Source organism: Paraburkholderia franconis (assembly GCF_009362735.1).
GTDB lineage: Bacteria > Pseudomonadota > Gammaproteobacteria > Burkholderiales > Burkholderiaceae > Paraburkholderia > Paraburkholderia franconis.
On sequence record NZ_WHNP01000114.1, the window covers coordinates 1 to 15786 of the forward strand.

Annotated in this window: 11 protein-coding genes and 1 pseudogene; all 12 read left to right on the plus strand. The window is 60.4% G+C overall.

The annotated features are described in order from the left end of the window. A partial coding sequence (locus GCT13_RS43965; RefSeq protein ID WP_193727942.1) for an FAD-binding protein occupies nucleotides 1-464 on the plus strand: 464 nt, incomplete at its 5' end. Beyond that, on the plus strand, nucleotides 461-1246 hold the full coding sequence (locus tag GCT13_RS43970) for an electron transfer flavoprotein subunit beta/FixA family protein (protein ID WP_152767996.1): 786 nt from the start codon (nucleotides 461-463) through the stop codon (nucleotides 1244-1246). The genes GCT13_RS43965 and GCT13_RS43970, both read left to right, overlap by 4 nt. A gap of 49 nt (nucleotides 1247-1295) precedes the next feature. Further along, nucleotides 1296-2537, plus strand: coding sequence for an aromatic ring-hydroxylating oxygenase subunit alpha (locus tag GCT13_RS43975; protein ID WP_152767997.1), 1242 nt, complete (start codon nucleotides 1296-1298; stop codon nucleotides 2535-2537). A gap of 27 nt (nucleotides 2538-2564) precedes the next feature. After that, complete coding sequence (locus tag GCT13_RS43980; protein WP_152767998.1) at nucleotides 2565-3734, plus strand: hybrid-cluster NAD(P)-dependent oxidoreductase; 1170 nt, start codon at nucleotides 2565-2567, stop codon at nucleotides 3732-3734. Between the two features lie 137 nt (nucleotides 3735-3871). Further along, the gene (locus GCT13_RS43985; protein WP_152767999.1) at nucleotides 3872-4735 is read left to right on the plus strand and encodes a glycine betaine ABC transporter substrate-binding protein; all 864 of its coding nucleotides are present in this window, start codon (nucleotides 3872-3874) and stop codon (nucleotides 4733-4735) included. 797 nt (nucleotides 4736-5532) lie between these two features. Beyond that, a pseudogene (locus tag GCT13_RS43990) lies at nucleotides 5533-6819 on the plus strand (quaternary amine ABC transporter ATP-binding protein); the annotation flags it as partial. After that, nucleotides 6812-7708: a choline ABC transporter permease subunit gene (choW, locus tag GCT13_RS43995; protein ID WP_152768000.1), complete on the plus strand. Its 897-nt coding sequence runs from the start codon at nucleotides 6812-6814 to the stop codon at nucleotides 7706-7708. The pseudogene GCT13_RS43990 and the gene choW, both read left to right, overlap by 8 nt. Nucleotides 7709-7824: 116 nt before the next feature. After that, on the plus strand, nucleotides 7825-8856 hold the full coding sequence (locus tag GCT13_RS44000) for a GlxA family transcriptional regulator (RefSeq protein WP_321575019.1): 1032 nt from the start codon (nucleotides 7825-7827) through the stop codon (nucleotides 8854-8856). Nucleotides 8857-9011: 155 nt separating this feature from the next. After that, entirely contained in the window at nucleotides 9012-12521 is a 3510-nt protein-coding gene (locus tag GCT13_RS44005) for a pyruvate carboxylase (RefSeq protein WP_152768001.1), read from the plus strand. Between the two features lie 168 nt (nucleotides 12522-12689). Beyond that, nucleotides 12690-14141, plus strand: a complete 1452-nt coding sequence (locus tag GCT13_RS44010) for an NAD-dependent succinate-semialdehyde dehydrogenase (RefSeq protein ID WP_152768002.1) — start codon at nucleotides 12690-12692, stop codon at nucleotides 14139-14141. Nucleotides 14142-15157: 1016 nt separating this feature from the next. Then, nucleotides 15158-15337, plus strand: a complete 180-nt coding sequence (locus GCT13_RS44015) for a hypothetical protein (RefSeq protein WP_152766542.1) — start codon at nucleotides 15158-15160, stop codon at nucleotides 15335-15337. Between the two features lie 17 nt (nucleotides 15338-15354). Then, the gene (locus GCT13_RS50720; protein ID WP_265335343.1) at nucleotides 15355-15489 is read left to right on the plus strand and encodes a hypothetical protein; all 135 of its coding nucleotides are present in this window, start codon (nucleotides 15355-15357) and stop codon (nucleotides 15487-15489) included. Nucleotides 15490-15786: the final 297 nt, after the last annotated feature.

Consider the following 15786-nt stretch of genomic DNA (forward strand, 5'->3'; position numbering starts at 1 on the left):
GCGATCTCGGCATCGAGGAAATAGACGCCGCGCAGGTCGCGCTCGAAGAAGCGGACTTCATCGTATCGGCGGGCAACGGCGTCAACGACGTCGCTGCGTTCGAGAAGCTCGCGAGCACGTTCGGCGCGGCGATTGGCGCGAGCCGTGTCGCCGTCGACAACGGCATGTTCACGCGCGACAAGCAGATCGGCGCGACGGGCAAGACGGTCGAGGCGAGCGTTTATATCGCGTTCGGCATTTCGGGCGCGGTGCAGCACCTGCAGGGCATCAAGGATTGCCGCCATGTGATCGCGGTGAACCTGGACGGCAGCGCGCCCATCGTCAAGCGCGCGAACCTCACGATCATCGGCGATACGCAAGCGACCATCGCGTCGCTGATCGAACAGGTGCAACGCGCACGCGCGACGCGCGGACAAACGCCATCCGCGGCTGGCGCACCCAAACCAGCAGGAGTTGCAGCATGAACGCCGCCTTCCAGTTGCACCGCATCGCCGTCCTCGTCTCAACGGGTCGGCATCCTGTGAGTGGCGCGCCCCGGTACAGCCGCAATGACGCGGCCGCGCTCGAGATCGGTCAAAGGCTCGCCGCGAAGCATCATGCGCTGCTCGACGTAATCCATGCAGGCGACGCAGCCGACCCGGCGCTTGTTGACTACCTCGCGCTTGGCGCGCGCGAAGTTGAGGTTCTGACATGCGCCGCAGATGAAGACAAAGTGCGCGCACTCTCTACGCGCGTGCGGGATTACGACCTTGTATTGACGGGTACCCGAGCCGAGGGCGCGTTCGATACCGGAATGCTGCCCTACGGGATTGCGGCAGCTCTCGGTCGTGCGCTTATCGGTACAGCCGTCGATGTCGATGTCTCGGACGGTCGCGCGGTCATCCGGCAGTTCCTGCCGAAAGGCCTGCGCCGCAGGGTCGCGGCGACACTGCCGGCTGTTGTCGCCGTGCATCCGCTCGCGAACGCGCGTCCGCGCTACGCGTATGCGCGGATGCGCTCCGGGAAGATAAGACCGGTGCAGGTATCGCGCTTAGTCGACGGTGAAGCCGACGCGTGGACCCTTGGCCCGGTAGAGCGAAAGCCGGTCAGGCTGGCGGCTGCAGAAAAGCGCTCTGGCCATGCCCGCATGCTCTCTGCGACAACCACGGAAAGTCGGGGCGGCAGCGTCGTAATAGAAGGGACTGCGGTCGAAAAAGCACAAATGATCCTGGGCTATCTGCGCGAGCATCAACTCGTCGATTATTGACTTTGCTGGGCCTGAGAGAAACAGCGATAAACAGAATGCGGAGCAAACCATGAACGTATCAGCAAATATTCGCGCGCTGGTGGAGCGTCGCAAAGCGGGCTACAGTCTTGAGGCGCCTTTTTACCAGAGCGAAGAAATCTACGCGCTCGATATGGACGCGATCTTCCGCCAGCACTGGATTCAGGTGGCCGTCGAGCCGGATGTTCCCGAGCCGGGCGACTATGTCACCGCCGAGCTCGGCAACGACTCGATCCTGATCGTGCGCGACGACGACATGCAGGTGCGCGCGTTCCATAATGTGTGCCGCCATCGCGGCGCTCGCCTGTGCAACGAAGACAAGGGTTCCGTCGGCAATATTGTTTGCCCGTATCACAGCTGGACCTACAACCTGACGGGCGAGCTGATGTTCGCCGAGCACATGGGCGAGCAGTTCGACCGCTGCAAGCACAGCCTGAAAAGCGTGCATGCTGAGAATCTCGCGGGCCTGATTTTCGTGTGCCTCGCCGAGAATCCGCCCGTCGATTTCGCCGCGATGCGCGCCGCGATGGAACCGTATCTGCTGCCGCACCACCTCGCGGATTGCAAGATCGCCGCGCAGATCGACATCATCGAAAAGGGCAACTGGAAGCTCACGATGGAGAACAACCGCGAGTGCTACCACTGCGTCGCGAACCATCCTGAGCTGACCATTTCCCTCTACGAATACGGCTTCGGCTATCAGCGCTCGCCCGCCAACGCGGAAGGCATGGATGCGTTCGTGCGCACCTGCATCGAGCGCGCGAAAGAGTGGGAAAAGATGAACCTGCCTTCGGCCGAGATCGAGAAGCTGCTTGACACGACCGGCTTCCGTACGCAGCGCTTGCCGCTCGATCGCAGCGGCGAATCGCAGACGCTCGACGCGAAGGTCGCGTCGAAGAAACTGCTCGGCAAATTCGAGCAAGCCGATCTGGGCGGTCTGTCGTTCTGGACGCAGCCGAATTCGTGGCATCACTTCATGAGCGATCACATCGTGACGTTCTCGGTGATTCCTCTGTCGGCGGGCGAGACGCTCGTGCGCACGAAGTGGCTCGTGCACAAGGACGCGCAAGAGGGCGTCGATTACGACGTGAAAAACCTCACGGCCGTCTGGAACGCGACCAACGACCAGGACCGCACGCTCGTCGAGTATTCGCAGCGTGGCTCGGCGAGCAGCGCCTACGAGCCTGGCCCGTATTCACCGTACACGGAGGGACTAGTGGAAAAATTCGCGGCCTGGTACATCGGCCGGCTTGCTGAAAAGATCGGCGCATAGCAAATAGTGTGAAGAGCGGAGTGTTACATGATGCGAGACGCGGCAGATTTCGATCCAGCGAGCAGCAGAGTCACGCGACCGGCATTCTGGAGCGCACTTCGTGAGCGCTGGACGGGTGACGTCGAGGAGACGTTGGTGTGCTGCCACGTGCGGCAAGAGACGCACGACGTGAAAAGCTTCTTTTTCCGGTCACCGCAGGGCCGCGCGTTTTCGTTCCAGCCAGGGCAGTTCATCACGCTCGAGCTGGAGGTCGACGGCGACACGATCAATCGCTGCTATACGATTTCGTCGTCGCCTGCACGGCCGCACACCATGTCGATCACGGTCAAGCGCACGCCTGGTGGCAAGGTGTCGAACTGGCTGCATGAAAACCTGCAACCGGGCACGTCGGTCCGCGTACTCGGACCGGCTGGGGAATTTACTTGTGCGCGCCACCCCGCGCACAAGTACCTGTTCCTGTCCGCAGGTTCGGGTATCACACCGTTGATGTCGATGAGTCGCGCACACCACGATCTCGTCGAGGACCGTGACATCGTGTTCGTCCACAGCGCGCGCACGCCAGACGACATCATTTTCGCGCGCGAGCTTGATCTGATCGCGGCGAATCAGACCAACTTCAGAACGTCATTCGTGTGCGAGCGTGTCGGCGCGCGCACGAACTGGGCTGGCATCACCGGTTTTCTGACGCTGCCACTGCTGAAGCTGATCGCACCGGATTTCATGGAGCGTGAGATTTTCACATGTGGCCCTGCGCCGTACATGAAGGCGGTGCGCGATCTGCTCGACGAAGCGGGCTTTGATCGCAAGCAGTATCACGAAGAAAGTTTCTCCTTCGAGACGCTGATCGAAAACGAACCGGAAGCCGCGGCGGAAGTACTTGAAGCTGAAGGGAAGGTGGGCGCCAGTCATTCAAACGGCGCGTCTGAGCGCATGCAGACTTTCTCGGTGACGTTTTCGCGCAGCAACCGCTCGGTCGAATGCAATTCGTCACAGCACGTACTGGATGCCGCACGTCAGGCGGGCGTTCGACTGCCGTCGTCCTGCACGCAGGGCATGTGCGGTACGTGCAAGGTGAAGCTCGTCTCAGGGCAGGTGGATATGAAGCACAACGGCGGCATCCGTCAGCGCGAAATCGACCAGGGAATGGTGCTGTTGTGTTGCAGCAAGCCGTTGAGCGATCTCGTCGTCGATAAATAATTGACGGGTTGGGTCGTTCCGCGCGGATCTCAAATCGTCGCATACAGACAGGTAAACGTCGCAAGGCCTACCACTTGATGCATTCTGGTTGGCGATTCTAAAGTTCTTCCGCGCATGCGGCCACAAGGAGTTCGACCATGAAGCACCTGAAGAAACTGATGTTGTGTGGGGCGCTGATCGCGACGATGAGCGCTATCGGAACGGCAACCGCGGACACGAAACCGACGATCAAGATCGGCTATGTCGAGGGCTGGGACGACAGCGTGGCGACATCGAACGTCGCCGCGCAGATCATCGAAAAGCGCCTCGGCTATCCGGTGCAGCTCGTGCCCGTGGCGGCGGGCATCATGTGGCAGGGCGTCGCGCGCGGTGACCTCGATGCGACGCTGTCCGCATGGCTACCCGTCACGCATGGTGCTTACTGGGAGCAGTTCAAGGGCAAAGTGCAGGACCTGGGCGCCAACTATACGGATGCGAAGATCGGCCTGATCGTGCCTGCCGACGTGCCGGAAAAGAGCATCTCCGACTTGGCGGCGCACAAGGCGGACTTCTCGGGCCGCATTGTCGGTATCGACGCCGGTGCAGGCGTGATGAAGAAGACGGCTGAAGCGATCAAGGCCTATAACCTCGACTATCAGTTGATGCCGAGCTCGGGCAGTGCAATGACTGCGGAACTTGCGCGTTCGATGAATGCCAATAAGCCCGTGATCGTCACGGGATGGGTACCGCACTGGATGTTTGCAAAGTGGAAGCTGAAGTTCCTCGAAGACCCGAAGAAGGTCTATGGCGAATCTGAGCACGTGGACAGCGTCGTCAATCCGGGTCTCGATACCAAGGCTCCCCAGGTGGTCGCGTTTCTGAAGAAATTTCAATGGAAGCCGGGTGAAATCGACAGCGTGATGCTGGCGACGGAGAACGGCGCGAAGCCTGCCGACGCAGCAGGATCGTGGATCGCCGCACACGGCGATCGCGTGAACAGCTGGGTGGGCGGAGCACAATGACCGTTCTTCTCTAAGGCGCTCTGACGGGCATTTCAAGGCGATGCGGATGCGCTGCGCGCGTGTCCGCGTTGCCAGTGTAACCGGCCGATTGTTCGTGTTCCACCGGCGCGCAGGCTCTTCAAGAGAGATCCGGGACGGATCAGGCAGGACTGTGCACGCTTGCCCGCAGTGGAACAACATCTCTCGAATGTCGCGAGCGACGGGGGCCACGCTCCTGGCGGAAGTACGTTTGCGTGCATCGGGCACCCAGGACATAGCGAGACGTGTAAGTTCAAACGTATTTCCGGGCTGGTCGGGACGAAGCACAACGGTTGCATCTGTTAGTGTGAATTCAATCGGCGCATGGCGTTGCTCTGCCGTCGCAACCCTCTATCGGATCTGGTTACCGATAAATCAGAATGCGTCGCAGTACCGCGGGTCGCCTAAACGAAGTCAGCTCGCGAGTCGAGTGAATCTGAAGAGGAATAGACGCTTTTGCCCGAACGTGCAATTCCCCGAAAACCTGGTGCATTTCCGCGCTGCTGACGTTCGGCGCTTCGGCGTTCGCCGATGACAAGACGACGGCGAAGCTCGATCAGATCGAAGGTTGGGCTACCGCGTCGCAACGCCAGACTCGTCGCGGGCATCATCGCCTCGGCTATCAGATGCGGCCCGTGTCAGTGGCGGCAGATGCAACGTGTCTTTTATGTGGCCGTTACCCAGCTCACAACCGCACGGACCCCGTTCAGCAGTACCACTTCATCGCGCCTCGGTTTGCTCTGCTTTGATTGTAACTAACCGGTAGTTTCCAGATGCCGTGTCGCAATTGCGCAAGCATGGGTCGCAATGCACCGCCAGGCCCTTGTTTTTTTTGGCAAATATGTAGGCATCGCGGCGCGATGTGTAAATGCCAGCTACATGAGGAGACGGTTTCGATGCAATCCCCCAAGGTCGTAGTCGAGAGACTATGCAAGGTGTTCGGAGACAACCCACGGCAGGCGCTCGACATGCTTGCTGCCGGCGCAACGAAGGATGAAGTGTTCAAGCGTACGGGTCAGGTAATCGGTGTCCACGATGTATCGTTTGATGTGCGCGAAGGGGAGATTTTCGTGCTAATGGGCCTGTCCGGCTCTGGCAAGTCGACGCTGATCCGTCTCGTCAACCGGCTGGTTGAGCCCACTGCTGGCAAGGTATTGATTGACGGACGCGATGTCGCGGCGGTGTCGCGCGGGCAACTCACAGCCCTGCGCCGAAAAGACATGAGTATGGTGTTCCAGTCCTTTGCCCTGATGCCGCAACGCACTGTGCTATCGAACGCGGCGTTCGGTCTTGAAGTTGCGGGCGTCGGACGAAGGGAGCGAGAACGTCGCGCGATGGAGGTACTCGAACAGGTCGGACTCGCGACATTTTCGCAGAAGCTGCCATCGGAACTGTCGGGTGGCATGCAGCAGCGCGTCGGCCTCGCCCGTGCGCTAGCCGTGAACCCGTCGCTGATGATTATGGACGAGGCGTTCTCCGCACTCGATCCGCTCAAGCGCAAGGAGATGCAGGACGTACTGCTGCAGTTGCAGAAGGAGCACCGCCGCACAATCATGTTCGTGTCGCACGATCTTGAGGAAGCGCTACGCATCGGTAACAGGATCGCCATCATGGAAGGCGGGCGGCTTGTGCAGGTGGGTACACCGAAGGACATCATCGCTAATCCGGCCGACGACTACGTTCGGGCGTTCTTTCATGGCATTGACACCAGCCGCTACCTGACCGCGGGCGATCTGATGCAGACGGGTGCCGTACCGTTAGTCTCGAAGCTTGACGCCGCGAACGCCATGTCGAAGCTCGATGGAAGCGCAGGTTGCGCGTTCGTGTTCGACGCGCAACGCAAGATATGTGGCGTTATCACCCGCGATGGAAATGGCGATGGTGCCACGGGCGTTCGCCCCGTCGAAAGCATCCGGCGCGACGCGTCACTCGACCATGTCGTCGCGCGCGTTGTCGCAAGCCCGAATGCACTGCCTGTTGTGGACAACGACGGCAGTTACTGCGGTTCGGTCGATCGTGCGCTCATCCTGAAGGCCATTACCCGTTCGCGAGGTTCCCATGTCTGAATCCATTCCGCTCGGTAGTTGGGTTGATCATTCGGTTCACTATCTTCTTGATCATGACGCGAAGGCGTTCGACGCGGTCGGTCGTGCTATCGAGGGCCTCGCAGCGCTCGTGGAGCACGGCCTCCAGGCCGTGCCGATGTGGCCGATGATCGCGTTTTTCGTCGTTATCGGACTGTGGCGCGTGGGCTGGCGCTTTGCTCTGTTCACAGCCGCGTCGTTGCTGCTGATCTATGGGACGGGATTCTGGGACCAGACGGTCATCACGCTCGGACTGACGCTGTCTTCGACAATCATCAGCCTCCTGCTCGGCATACCAATTGGCATCTGGGCAGCGAAGAGCAAACTGGTCACGGCTACCGTGCGCCCGGTCCTCGACCTGATGCAGACGATGCCAGCCTTCGTCTACCTGATTCCTGCGGCGATGCTTTTCGGTCTCGGACGCGTGCCAGGCATTCTGTCGACCGTAATCTTCGCGATGCCCCCGGCTGTGCGGCTGACGAGCCTTGGTATCCGGCACGTCAATCGCGAGATCGTCGAGGCCGGGCACGCATTCGGGTGCACGTCATGGCAGTTGCTCTACAAGGTCCAGATTCCCAACGCATTGCCCTCAATCATGCAAGGCGTAAATCAAACGATCATGATGGCACTGTCGATGGTGATCATCGCATCCATGGTTGGCGCGGGTGGTCTCGGCAACGATGTGCTTGCCAGTATCCAACGTCTCGACATTGGTCTGGGTTTTGAAAGCGGCCTGTCGGTTGTGCTGCTTGCAATTGTCCTTGACCGTATCACCGAGAGCTTTGGCCGGGCGCCAGGCGCTGCAAAGTCACCGCTCTTTTCGAGCGTCAGGCAGCTGTTTCGAATCCGCGCGACAACCGCCGGGGCCTGAATGTCTGAAGGCTGATCTGATTCAGACGGTCTGCGCATCCATTAGCCGGGCGCCAGCATGTGCAGTGCGCAGGTGCGGGGGCCCGGATCCGTGTAACTGTTCGTTAGGAGATCGATGTGACATCCGTGGCTGTTGAGCCCGTTGCCTGCGCTTCCACGGTCTCATCCCTTGCACACTTCGGCTTTCTGGTGTTGCCGAATTTCTCCATGATTGCATTTTCGAACGCGGTTGAAGTCCTGCGCATGGCGAACTATCTCGGCCGCGCCGACCACTACCGGTGGTCGATATTTACGCTCGACGGCGCGCCGGTGCAGGCGAGTAACGGAATCTCGGTACGGCCGACGCAAGAACTGGATCTCGACCATTTGCCAGATGTGATGATGGTCTGTGGCGGAGTCGGCATCCGCGACGCAATCGACCACGACGCGCGCACCACACTGGCGACCTTGGCCGAACGCGGACTGCCACGTGGGGGTATATGTACCGGCGCGTATGCGTTGATGTCGAGCGGCTTGCTCGACGGCTACCGCTGCAGCGTGCACTGGGAGAGCTTGTCCGCATTGAACGCGGAGTTCCCACAGGTGCGTTTTGCCGACGAACTGTTTGTCGTCGATCGCGACCGGCTTACCTGCACTGGCGGTACAGCGCCACTCGACCTGATGTTGAACCTCGTCGGTGAACGCTTTGGCCAGCAACTCGCCACGAAGGTGTCGGAACAGTTCATTCTGGAGCGTATCCGCGGCGCGAGTGATCCACAGCCGATCCCCGTGGACGCACGAATTGGCTTTTCGCGCGTGGAGCTGATCGAGGTTGTGCGGCTGATGGAAGCGAATATCATGGAGCCATTGACGCTCGATGAGCTCGCACGGCTCGTCGGGCTGTCGCAGCGGCACCTTCAGCGTATGTTCAAGGCTTACCTGAAAACGTCTCCGACTCATCATTACCTGATGCTTCGCCTGAAACGTGCGCGTGACCTTCTGCGCACCACTGACGCTTCGATCGCTCATGTTACAACGACCTGCGGGTTCAATTCTCCGTGTCACTTCAGCAAGGCATATCGTGCGCTGTTCGGGCATGCCCCCAGTCATGAGCGACGAGAGTCCCGTGGCAATGATGCCAACGCGTCGACCATGGCCGGCGTCCAATAGCGGGCGCGGGTCATGCCAACGGGTATCTATCACGGTCCCACAGAACATGCGTGCGTCATGTCTTACGCCCCCAGCTTGAAGAACCCGACTGTCGTGTGCAAGTGCCTCATGTAGCGACCTCCGCACACGAACAATTTCATTTCACGTCGCCAGCCATGAACTACGCTCCAATCAAATCCTTGCTGATCGCCAACCGCTCCGAGATTGCGATCCGTGTGATGCGCGCGGCCGCTGAGATGGACATCCGTACGGTAGCCATCTACTCGAAGGAAGACCGTCTCGCGCTGCATCGCTTCAAGGCCGATGAGAGCTACCTTGTGGGTGAGGGTAAAAAGCCGCTTGCTGCGTACCTCGACATCGACGACGTCTTGCGGATCGCACGGCAGGCGAAAGTCGACGCCATTCATCCGGGCTACGGTTTCCTATCGGAGAATCCGGATTTTGCGCAAGCGGTCATTGGCGCGGGCATACGCTGGATCGGTCCATCGCCGGAAGTCATGCGCATGCTCGGCAACAAGGTCGCGGCGCGCAATGCCGCGATCGCCGCCGGCGTGCCGGTGATGCCAGCGACAGACCCATTGCCGCGCGACCTCGATGAATGCAGGCGTCTTGCGGAGGGGGTCGGTTATCCGCTGATGCTCAAGGCAAGTTGGGGCGGCGGCGGGCGCGGCATGCGCGTGCTGGAAAGCGAGCAGGATCTCGAGGCCGCGCTTGCCGCGGCCCGGCGGGAAGCGCTCGGGGCGTTCGGCGACGACGAAGTGTATGTGGAGAAGCTGGTGCGCAACGCACGTCACGTCGAAGTACAGGTGCTCGGCGACTCGCACGGCAACCTCGTGCATCTGTACGAACGCGACTGTACGGTGCAACGGCGCAACCAGAAGGTCGTCGAGCGTGCACCCGCGCCGTATCTCGACCATGCGGGCCGCACTGCGCTCTGCGAGTCGGCGCTGCGGCTGATGCGCGCGGTCGGCTATACGCACGCCGGCACGGTTGAGTACCTGATGGATGCGGACTCGGGCAAGTTCTATTTCATCGAAGTGAACCCGCGCATCCAGGTCGAGCATACGGTCACCGAGGTCATCACCGGAGTCGATATCGTCAAGGCGCAGATCCGCGTCACGGAGGGCGGCAGGATAGGCCTGACGGAAGACGCGCTGGATCAGGACGGCGCAATCATCGACCGTATGGCCGGCGTTCCGGCGCAGGCGGAGATTCCGCTGAACGGCCATGCGCTTCAATGCCGGATCACGACCGAAGATCCCGACAATGGCTTCCTGCCAGACTATGGACGGCTGACCGCGTACCGCAGTGCGGCGGGCTTCGGCGTGCGGCTCGACGCGGGAACCGCCTACGGCGGCGCAGTGATCACCCCGTACTACGATTCGCTGCTGGTCAAGGTGGCCGCGTGGGCACCGACGGCGGCCGAGTCGATCCGGCGGATGGACCGGGCGCTGCGGGAATTCCGCATTCGTGGCGTCGCATCGAATCTGCAGTTCCTCGAGAACGTCATCAATCATCCCGCCTTCGGGCGCGGCGATGTCACAACGCGCTTTATCGACCTGACGCCGGAGTTGCTCGCGTTCACGAAGCGTCGCGATCGTGCGACCAAGCTGTTGCGCTACCTTGGAGAAGTAAGCGTCAACGGTCATCCGGAAATGACGGGCCGGGCGCTGCCCGCATTGCCGCTGCCGCGACCGGTGATGCCCAAGGTCGACACTGGGGCGCCAATGCCCGCGGGAACACGCGATCGCTTGCGTGAACTGGGCGCCGACAATTTCGCGCGCTGGATGCTGGACCAGAAACAGGTGCTGCTGACCGACACGACGATGCGCGATGCGCACCAGTCGCTGTTCGCCACGCGTATGCGCACCGCCGACATGCTGCCAATCGCGCCGTTCTACGCCCGCGAGCTATCGCAGCTCTTCTCGATGGAATGCTGGGGCGGCGCAACGTTCGACGTTGCGCTGCGCTTCCTCAAAGAAGACCCGTGGGAACGCCTTGCGCAATTGCGCGAACGGGTGCCCAACATCCTGTTCCAGATGTTGCTGCGCGGCTCGAATGCTGTGGGCTATACCAACTACGCGGACAATGTTGTTCGTTTTTTCGTGCAGCAGGCAGCAAGCGCAGGCGTTGACGTGTTCCGCGTGTTCGACTCCCTGAACTGGGTGCGCAACATGCGCGTGGCGATCGACGCGGTACGCGAAAGTGGAGCGCTGTGTGAAGGCGCGATCTGCTATACGGGCGATCTGTTCGACGCTTCACGCTCGAAGTACGACCTGAAATACTTCGTCGGTATCGCGCGCGAACTCCAGCGCGCCGGCGTGCACATTCTCGGCATCAAGGACATGGCGGGCATCTGCCGTCCGCAGGCCGCCGCGGCGCTTGTGAAGGCCCTCAAGGAAGAGACCGGGTTGCCCGTCCACTTCCATACGCACGACACCAGCGGCATTTCAGCCGCTTCGGCACTCGCCGCGATCGATGCAGGCTGCGATGCCGTCGACGGCGCGCTCGATGCGATGAGCGGCCTCACGTCGCAGCCGAATCTGTCGGGCATTGCCGCAGCGCTGGCGGGCAGCGACCGCGATCCAGGAATCAGCCTCGAACGGCTGCACGAGGCGTCGATGTACTGGGAAGGGGTGCGCCGCTACTATGCGCCGTTTGAATCGGAAATCAGAGCCGGCACCGCCGACGTCTACCGTCACGAAATGCCAGGCGGCCAGTACACGAACCTGCGAGAGCAGGCACGCTCACTCGGAATCGAACATCGCTGGACGGAAGTGTCGTGCGCGTACGCGGACGTCAATCGCATGTTCGGCGATATCGTCAAGGTGACACCGACTTCGAAGGTGGTCGGCGACATGGCGTTGATGATGGTGGCCAACGATCTGAGCGCGGCCGATGTGTGCGATCCAGGGAAGGAAATTGCTTTTCCGGAATCGGTCGTGTCGTTGTTCAAGGGCGAACTCGGCTTCCCGCCCGACGGGTTTCCGGTGGAACTGTCGCGCAAGGTGTTGCGGGGCGATCCGCCCGCGCCGTACCGGCCCGGAGACCGGCTTCCGCCTGTGGACCTGGACGCGGCGCGCGCGCAAGGAGAGGCGGCCTGCGAGCATCCACTGGATGACAGGCAGGTCGCTTCGTACCTGATGTACCCGAAGCAGACAGCCGAGTATCACGCGCATCTGCGCACCTACAGTGACACTTCCGTGCTGCCCACGCCTGCTTTCCTGTATGGTCTGCAGCCGCAGGAAGAAGTCGCGGTCGATATCGATGCCGGCAAGACACTGCTCATATCGCTGCAGGGGCGGCACATTGACGCCGAGGACGGCATGGTGAAGGTCCAGTTCGAACTGAACGGACAGTCGCGCACTACCGTCATCGAGCAGCGCGGGGCCATACTGGCGGGGCCGGCACGGAAGAGCCGACCGGTTGCCGATCCGGAGAATCCTTTGCATATCGCAGCGCCGATGCCGGGCTCGATCGTCACCGTGGCAGTGCAACCCGGACAGCGCGTCTCCGCTGGCACAACGCTGATCGCGCTGGAAGCGATGAAGATGGAGACGCATATCGCGGCTGACCGCGACTGCGAGATCGCCGCAGTGCACATACATTCCGGAGACCGCGTAGCAGCGAAAGATCTCCTGATGGAACTGAAGGACAAGAACTGACGCTCGCATCTGCTACGGACGCTTCTATGGTTACGGTCGGTGCATTTATGGCCGGTTTGAAGATCCATGATTTGCAGCAAGCAGGGACCGAGACGAAAAAGCGTTAATCTAAAGCAGCCAAATCGCAGAGCGGGACGACTTAAACGCTGAACATAAAAGAGGTTTCCCATGAAGCTGCAGTGTGCAAGCCTTTTCGAACAATCGGCATACGTTGGTGGTTCGTGGGTAGATAACACCTCACTGCCAAGGATGCAGGTCACCAACCCGTCGACCCACGAGATCATTGGCTCGGTCCCCCAGGTGACTGTCCAGCAGGTTGACGAGGCGGTCGCCTGTGCAAATGGAGCCTTCCGGGACTGGCGTGAATGGAGTAGCAGGGAGCGCGCGTTGGTACTGCGCGAATGGGCGCGCCTGGTTGAAAGTCATCGGGATGATCTGGCCATCATTCTGTGCAGCGAACAGGGGAAGCCGCTTCATGAAGCTCGCGCGGAAATCACGCAGGCCGCGAACTACCTCGACTGGTTTTCTGAGGAAGCACGGAGGATTTACGGGGACAACATTCCGGCCCCTCGCCGCAGCCAGCGCATCCGCGTGCTGCGTCAACCAATCGGGGTGTGCGCCGCGATGACTGCCTGGACCTTTCCATCGTCGATGGTGGCAAGGCGTATTGGGGCAGCCCTGGCAGCTGGGTGTACCGTCATACATCATCCTGATCCCCAGACTCCTTTCTCCGCTCTAGCACTCTGCGTGCTTGGTGAGAGCGCGGGTTTGCCGCGCGGAGTGTTGTCGGTTTTGACCGGGGACGGCGACTCCATCAGGAGCGCGCTGGCTTCGCACGCAGGTGTCAAAAAGGTTTCGTTCACTGGATCGATTGAGGAAGGGAAACGATTGATGGCGGTATGTTCGACAACGGTTAAAAAAGTCTCGTTAGAACTGGGCGCAAACTGCCCGTTCATTGTTTTCGACGATGCCGATATTGAGTTGGCCGTCAAAGGCGCCGTCGACGCGCGCTTTCGGCATTCCGGTCAAGCTGCCATGTGCGCAAACCGTTTCCTGGTGCACACGGACGTGTTCAAAGACTTTGTTACCCGACTGGTGGCAAAGGTATCGACGCTGAAGGTAAGCGACGGGATGGTCGAGGGGGCGCAGATTGGTCCACTCATCGGTGACACTGCGGTTACCCGGCTGGAACATCTGGTGGACAAGGCGGTGCACGAGGGCGCGACTGTAGCCATTGGTGGCTCGCGCCTCACGGTGGGATCTAACTTCTTCCGGCCGACTGTACTGACTGGCGTCCGTCCGGAGATGAGCGTGTGCGGGGATGAAGTTCTGGGGCCGGTCGCGAGCGTGCTTCAGTTCAAAGATGAAGATGAGGCTGTGGCCCTTGCGAACAACACACTGACTGGCCTGGCAGCGTACTTTTACACGACTGATATCAGCCGTGCTTTCAGAGTCATGGAGGCGCTCGAATGCGGCGTGGTCGGGGTCAACGATAGTCTGGTCTTCAACGAAGTCGCACCATTCGGCGGGATCAAAGAATCGGGAATCGGCCGGGAGGGAGCGCATTCAGGAGTTGAAGAATACCTGGAGCCGAAATACGTTTGCTTCGGAAACCTATGATCAAGAACCAAGATTCGCGCATTTTTCAAAACTCACCATAAAAGTAAGAGGTCGGAAAATCTTGACATAAAGCGAAAAACGAGCAATTAGGATAACGTATCGACAAGGGGGGATCTGTGGAATTCGTGATCTTGGATCCCGAATGGACGGTCGGCGGTAGCCGTGATAACCGGGCATTATCACGGCAAGCGCTGGAGGAGCAGCGCGAGCGCGGGAGGGCAGGGCATAGCTGCCGGCTTTTCGGCCATAGGAGACGCTCGGAGATAGGAGGCGTGCGTCGGCTGCAGGTTGGTTTGCTGCCATTCGCGAACCGGCGTCGGCGAATGGCACTTCTCACCGTCAATGAACGAGTCTTCCCGACCCTAAACGGCCACTCCGGCCCATGCGACCTCAATGACGGCTTCCGAGGGGCTTCGGACATACGCCGCGGTGCTGTCTCACCCCAATTGCCGGTAACGTGAAACGCCTTACCGAGGGACGCTTCTGTGGGTTTATCGTCGCAAGACTCTACTCGCGCGCCGCACCGGTCGAAGAGCGCGTGCAACGTCCGTTATTCGCTCTTTCGACCATGATATCGCCGGATCATGCTGCTGATACTTATGCCATTGAACAGTCTCTCTCAGTCTCGGCAGATCGACAGGGCATGGCAGTACGCGCAGGCCGTATGATGGTCCAATCGCGTTTGCGAGGTGTGTTTGTAGCGTTGCGAGTCGGTTGGTTCCCAGGAGCAGCCGAGGTAGCAACGTAAAGCTGGGTGCCACCACTTCCCGGCGACGATGCATCCCGCGCTCTAGCAGGACAGTTTCGTCAATCGTGTCCAGCCTTGACGACATCGTCGCCCCTCGGTTGCTACATTGTGGAATGCATCGGGGCCACGCGCCTTCGGCGAACGCGCGTGCGACTGGTGACGACCGCGACGGCCTACAGCATCGTGCGAGTTGCCTCGATCTGAGGACGCTTGGTGGATAAAATAGGATGTCCACATGGGGAGATCATCATTCATCCGGGAAGCCACCATGCCGAAAGTGCTAGTCCAGCAGTTCTATCAGGACAATGGCGAACTTTTCGTGGAGCTAGGCGGGCCGCGGGAGGTCAACGTGACTGATGCCGAACTCGACCTGCTTGAAAGCGCCCAGGAGATCATCTTCCTGGACGACCATGGCGGGTATTTCGCCCTTGCCCCCGAAGGCGAGTAGCCAACAGGAGATCGGCGATGGTGACCTTTCTGATGACGGTCATTGCGGCGGGTGTAGGCGCATATCTCAGCACCTATCTGCGCGAAAATTGGCAAGAATCTCGCAACCAAGGTCTCGAGAACTGCAACTATTGGCCGGTTCCGTCGCAGTAATGACCCACGCGGCGTCGAATCGGTTGACGACTGCCACTGTGTAACACGGTAGCTACCCGCGCTGTAGGCCAGTCGCACTAACTTTGTCGCGTGGTCGCACAACTGTGGCGCCAGTCGCACTTACTCTGGCACCCTACGTGTGTGGCGTAGGGCGCCACGATTATTGCGACGGCGCACATTGAAAATCGAGGGTTTCGGCGTAGCTGCGCCACATGTGCCAGGGCGGGTGCGACAGAGTTCGTGCGACCCGCCTACGCTCGCGCCAAAGTTGTAGCAAATCGTCGGACGCGATGGGCC

Excerpts from the sequence above, each read along its gene's own strand:
- GCT13_RS43970 (WP_152767996.1), top strand. The coding sequence starts at position 461 with ATGAACGCCGCCTTCCAGTTGCACCGCATCGCCGTCCTCGTCTCAACG.
- GCT13_RS44005 (WP_152768001.1), top strand. The coding sequence starts at position 9,012 with ATGAACTACGCTCCAATCAAATCCTTGCTGATCGCCAACCGCTCCGAG.
- GCT13_RS43975 (WP_152767997.1), top strand. The coding sequence starts at position 1,296 with ATGAACGTATCAGCAAATATTCGCGCGCTGGTGGAGCGTCGCAAAGCG.
- GCT13_RS44010 (WP_152768002.1), top strand. The coding sequence starts at position 12,690 with ATGAAGCTGCAGTGTGCAAGCCTTTTCGAACAATCGGCATACGTTGGT.
- GCT13_RS43980 (WP_152767998.1), top strand. The coding sequence starts at position 2,565 with ATGATGCGAGACGCGGCAGATTTCGATCCAGCGAGCAGCAGAGTCACG.
- GCT13_RS43985 (WP_152767999.1), top strand. The coding sequence starts at position 3,872 with ATGAAGCACCTGAAGAAACTGATGTTGTGTGGGGCGCTGATCGCGACG.
- GCT13_RS44015 (WP_152766542.1), top strand. The coding sequence starts at position 15,158 with ATGCCGAAAGTGCTAGTCCAGCAGTTCTATCAGGACAATGGCGAACTT.
- GCT13_RS50720 (WP_265335343.1), top strand. The coding sequence starts at position 15,355 with ATGGTGACCTTTCTGATGACGGTCATTGCGGCGGGTGTAGGCGCATAT.
- choW (WP_152768000.1), top strand. The coding sequence starts at position 6,812 with ATGTCTGAATCCATTCCGCTCGGTAGTTGGGTTGATCATTCGGTTCAC.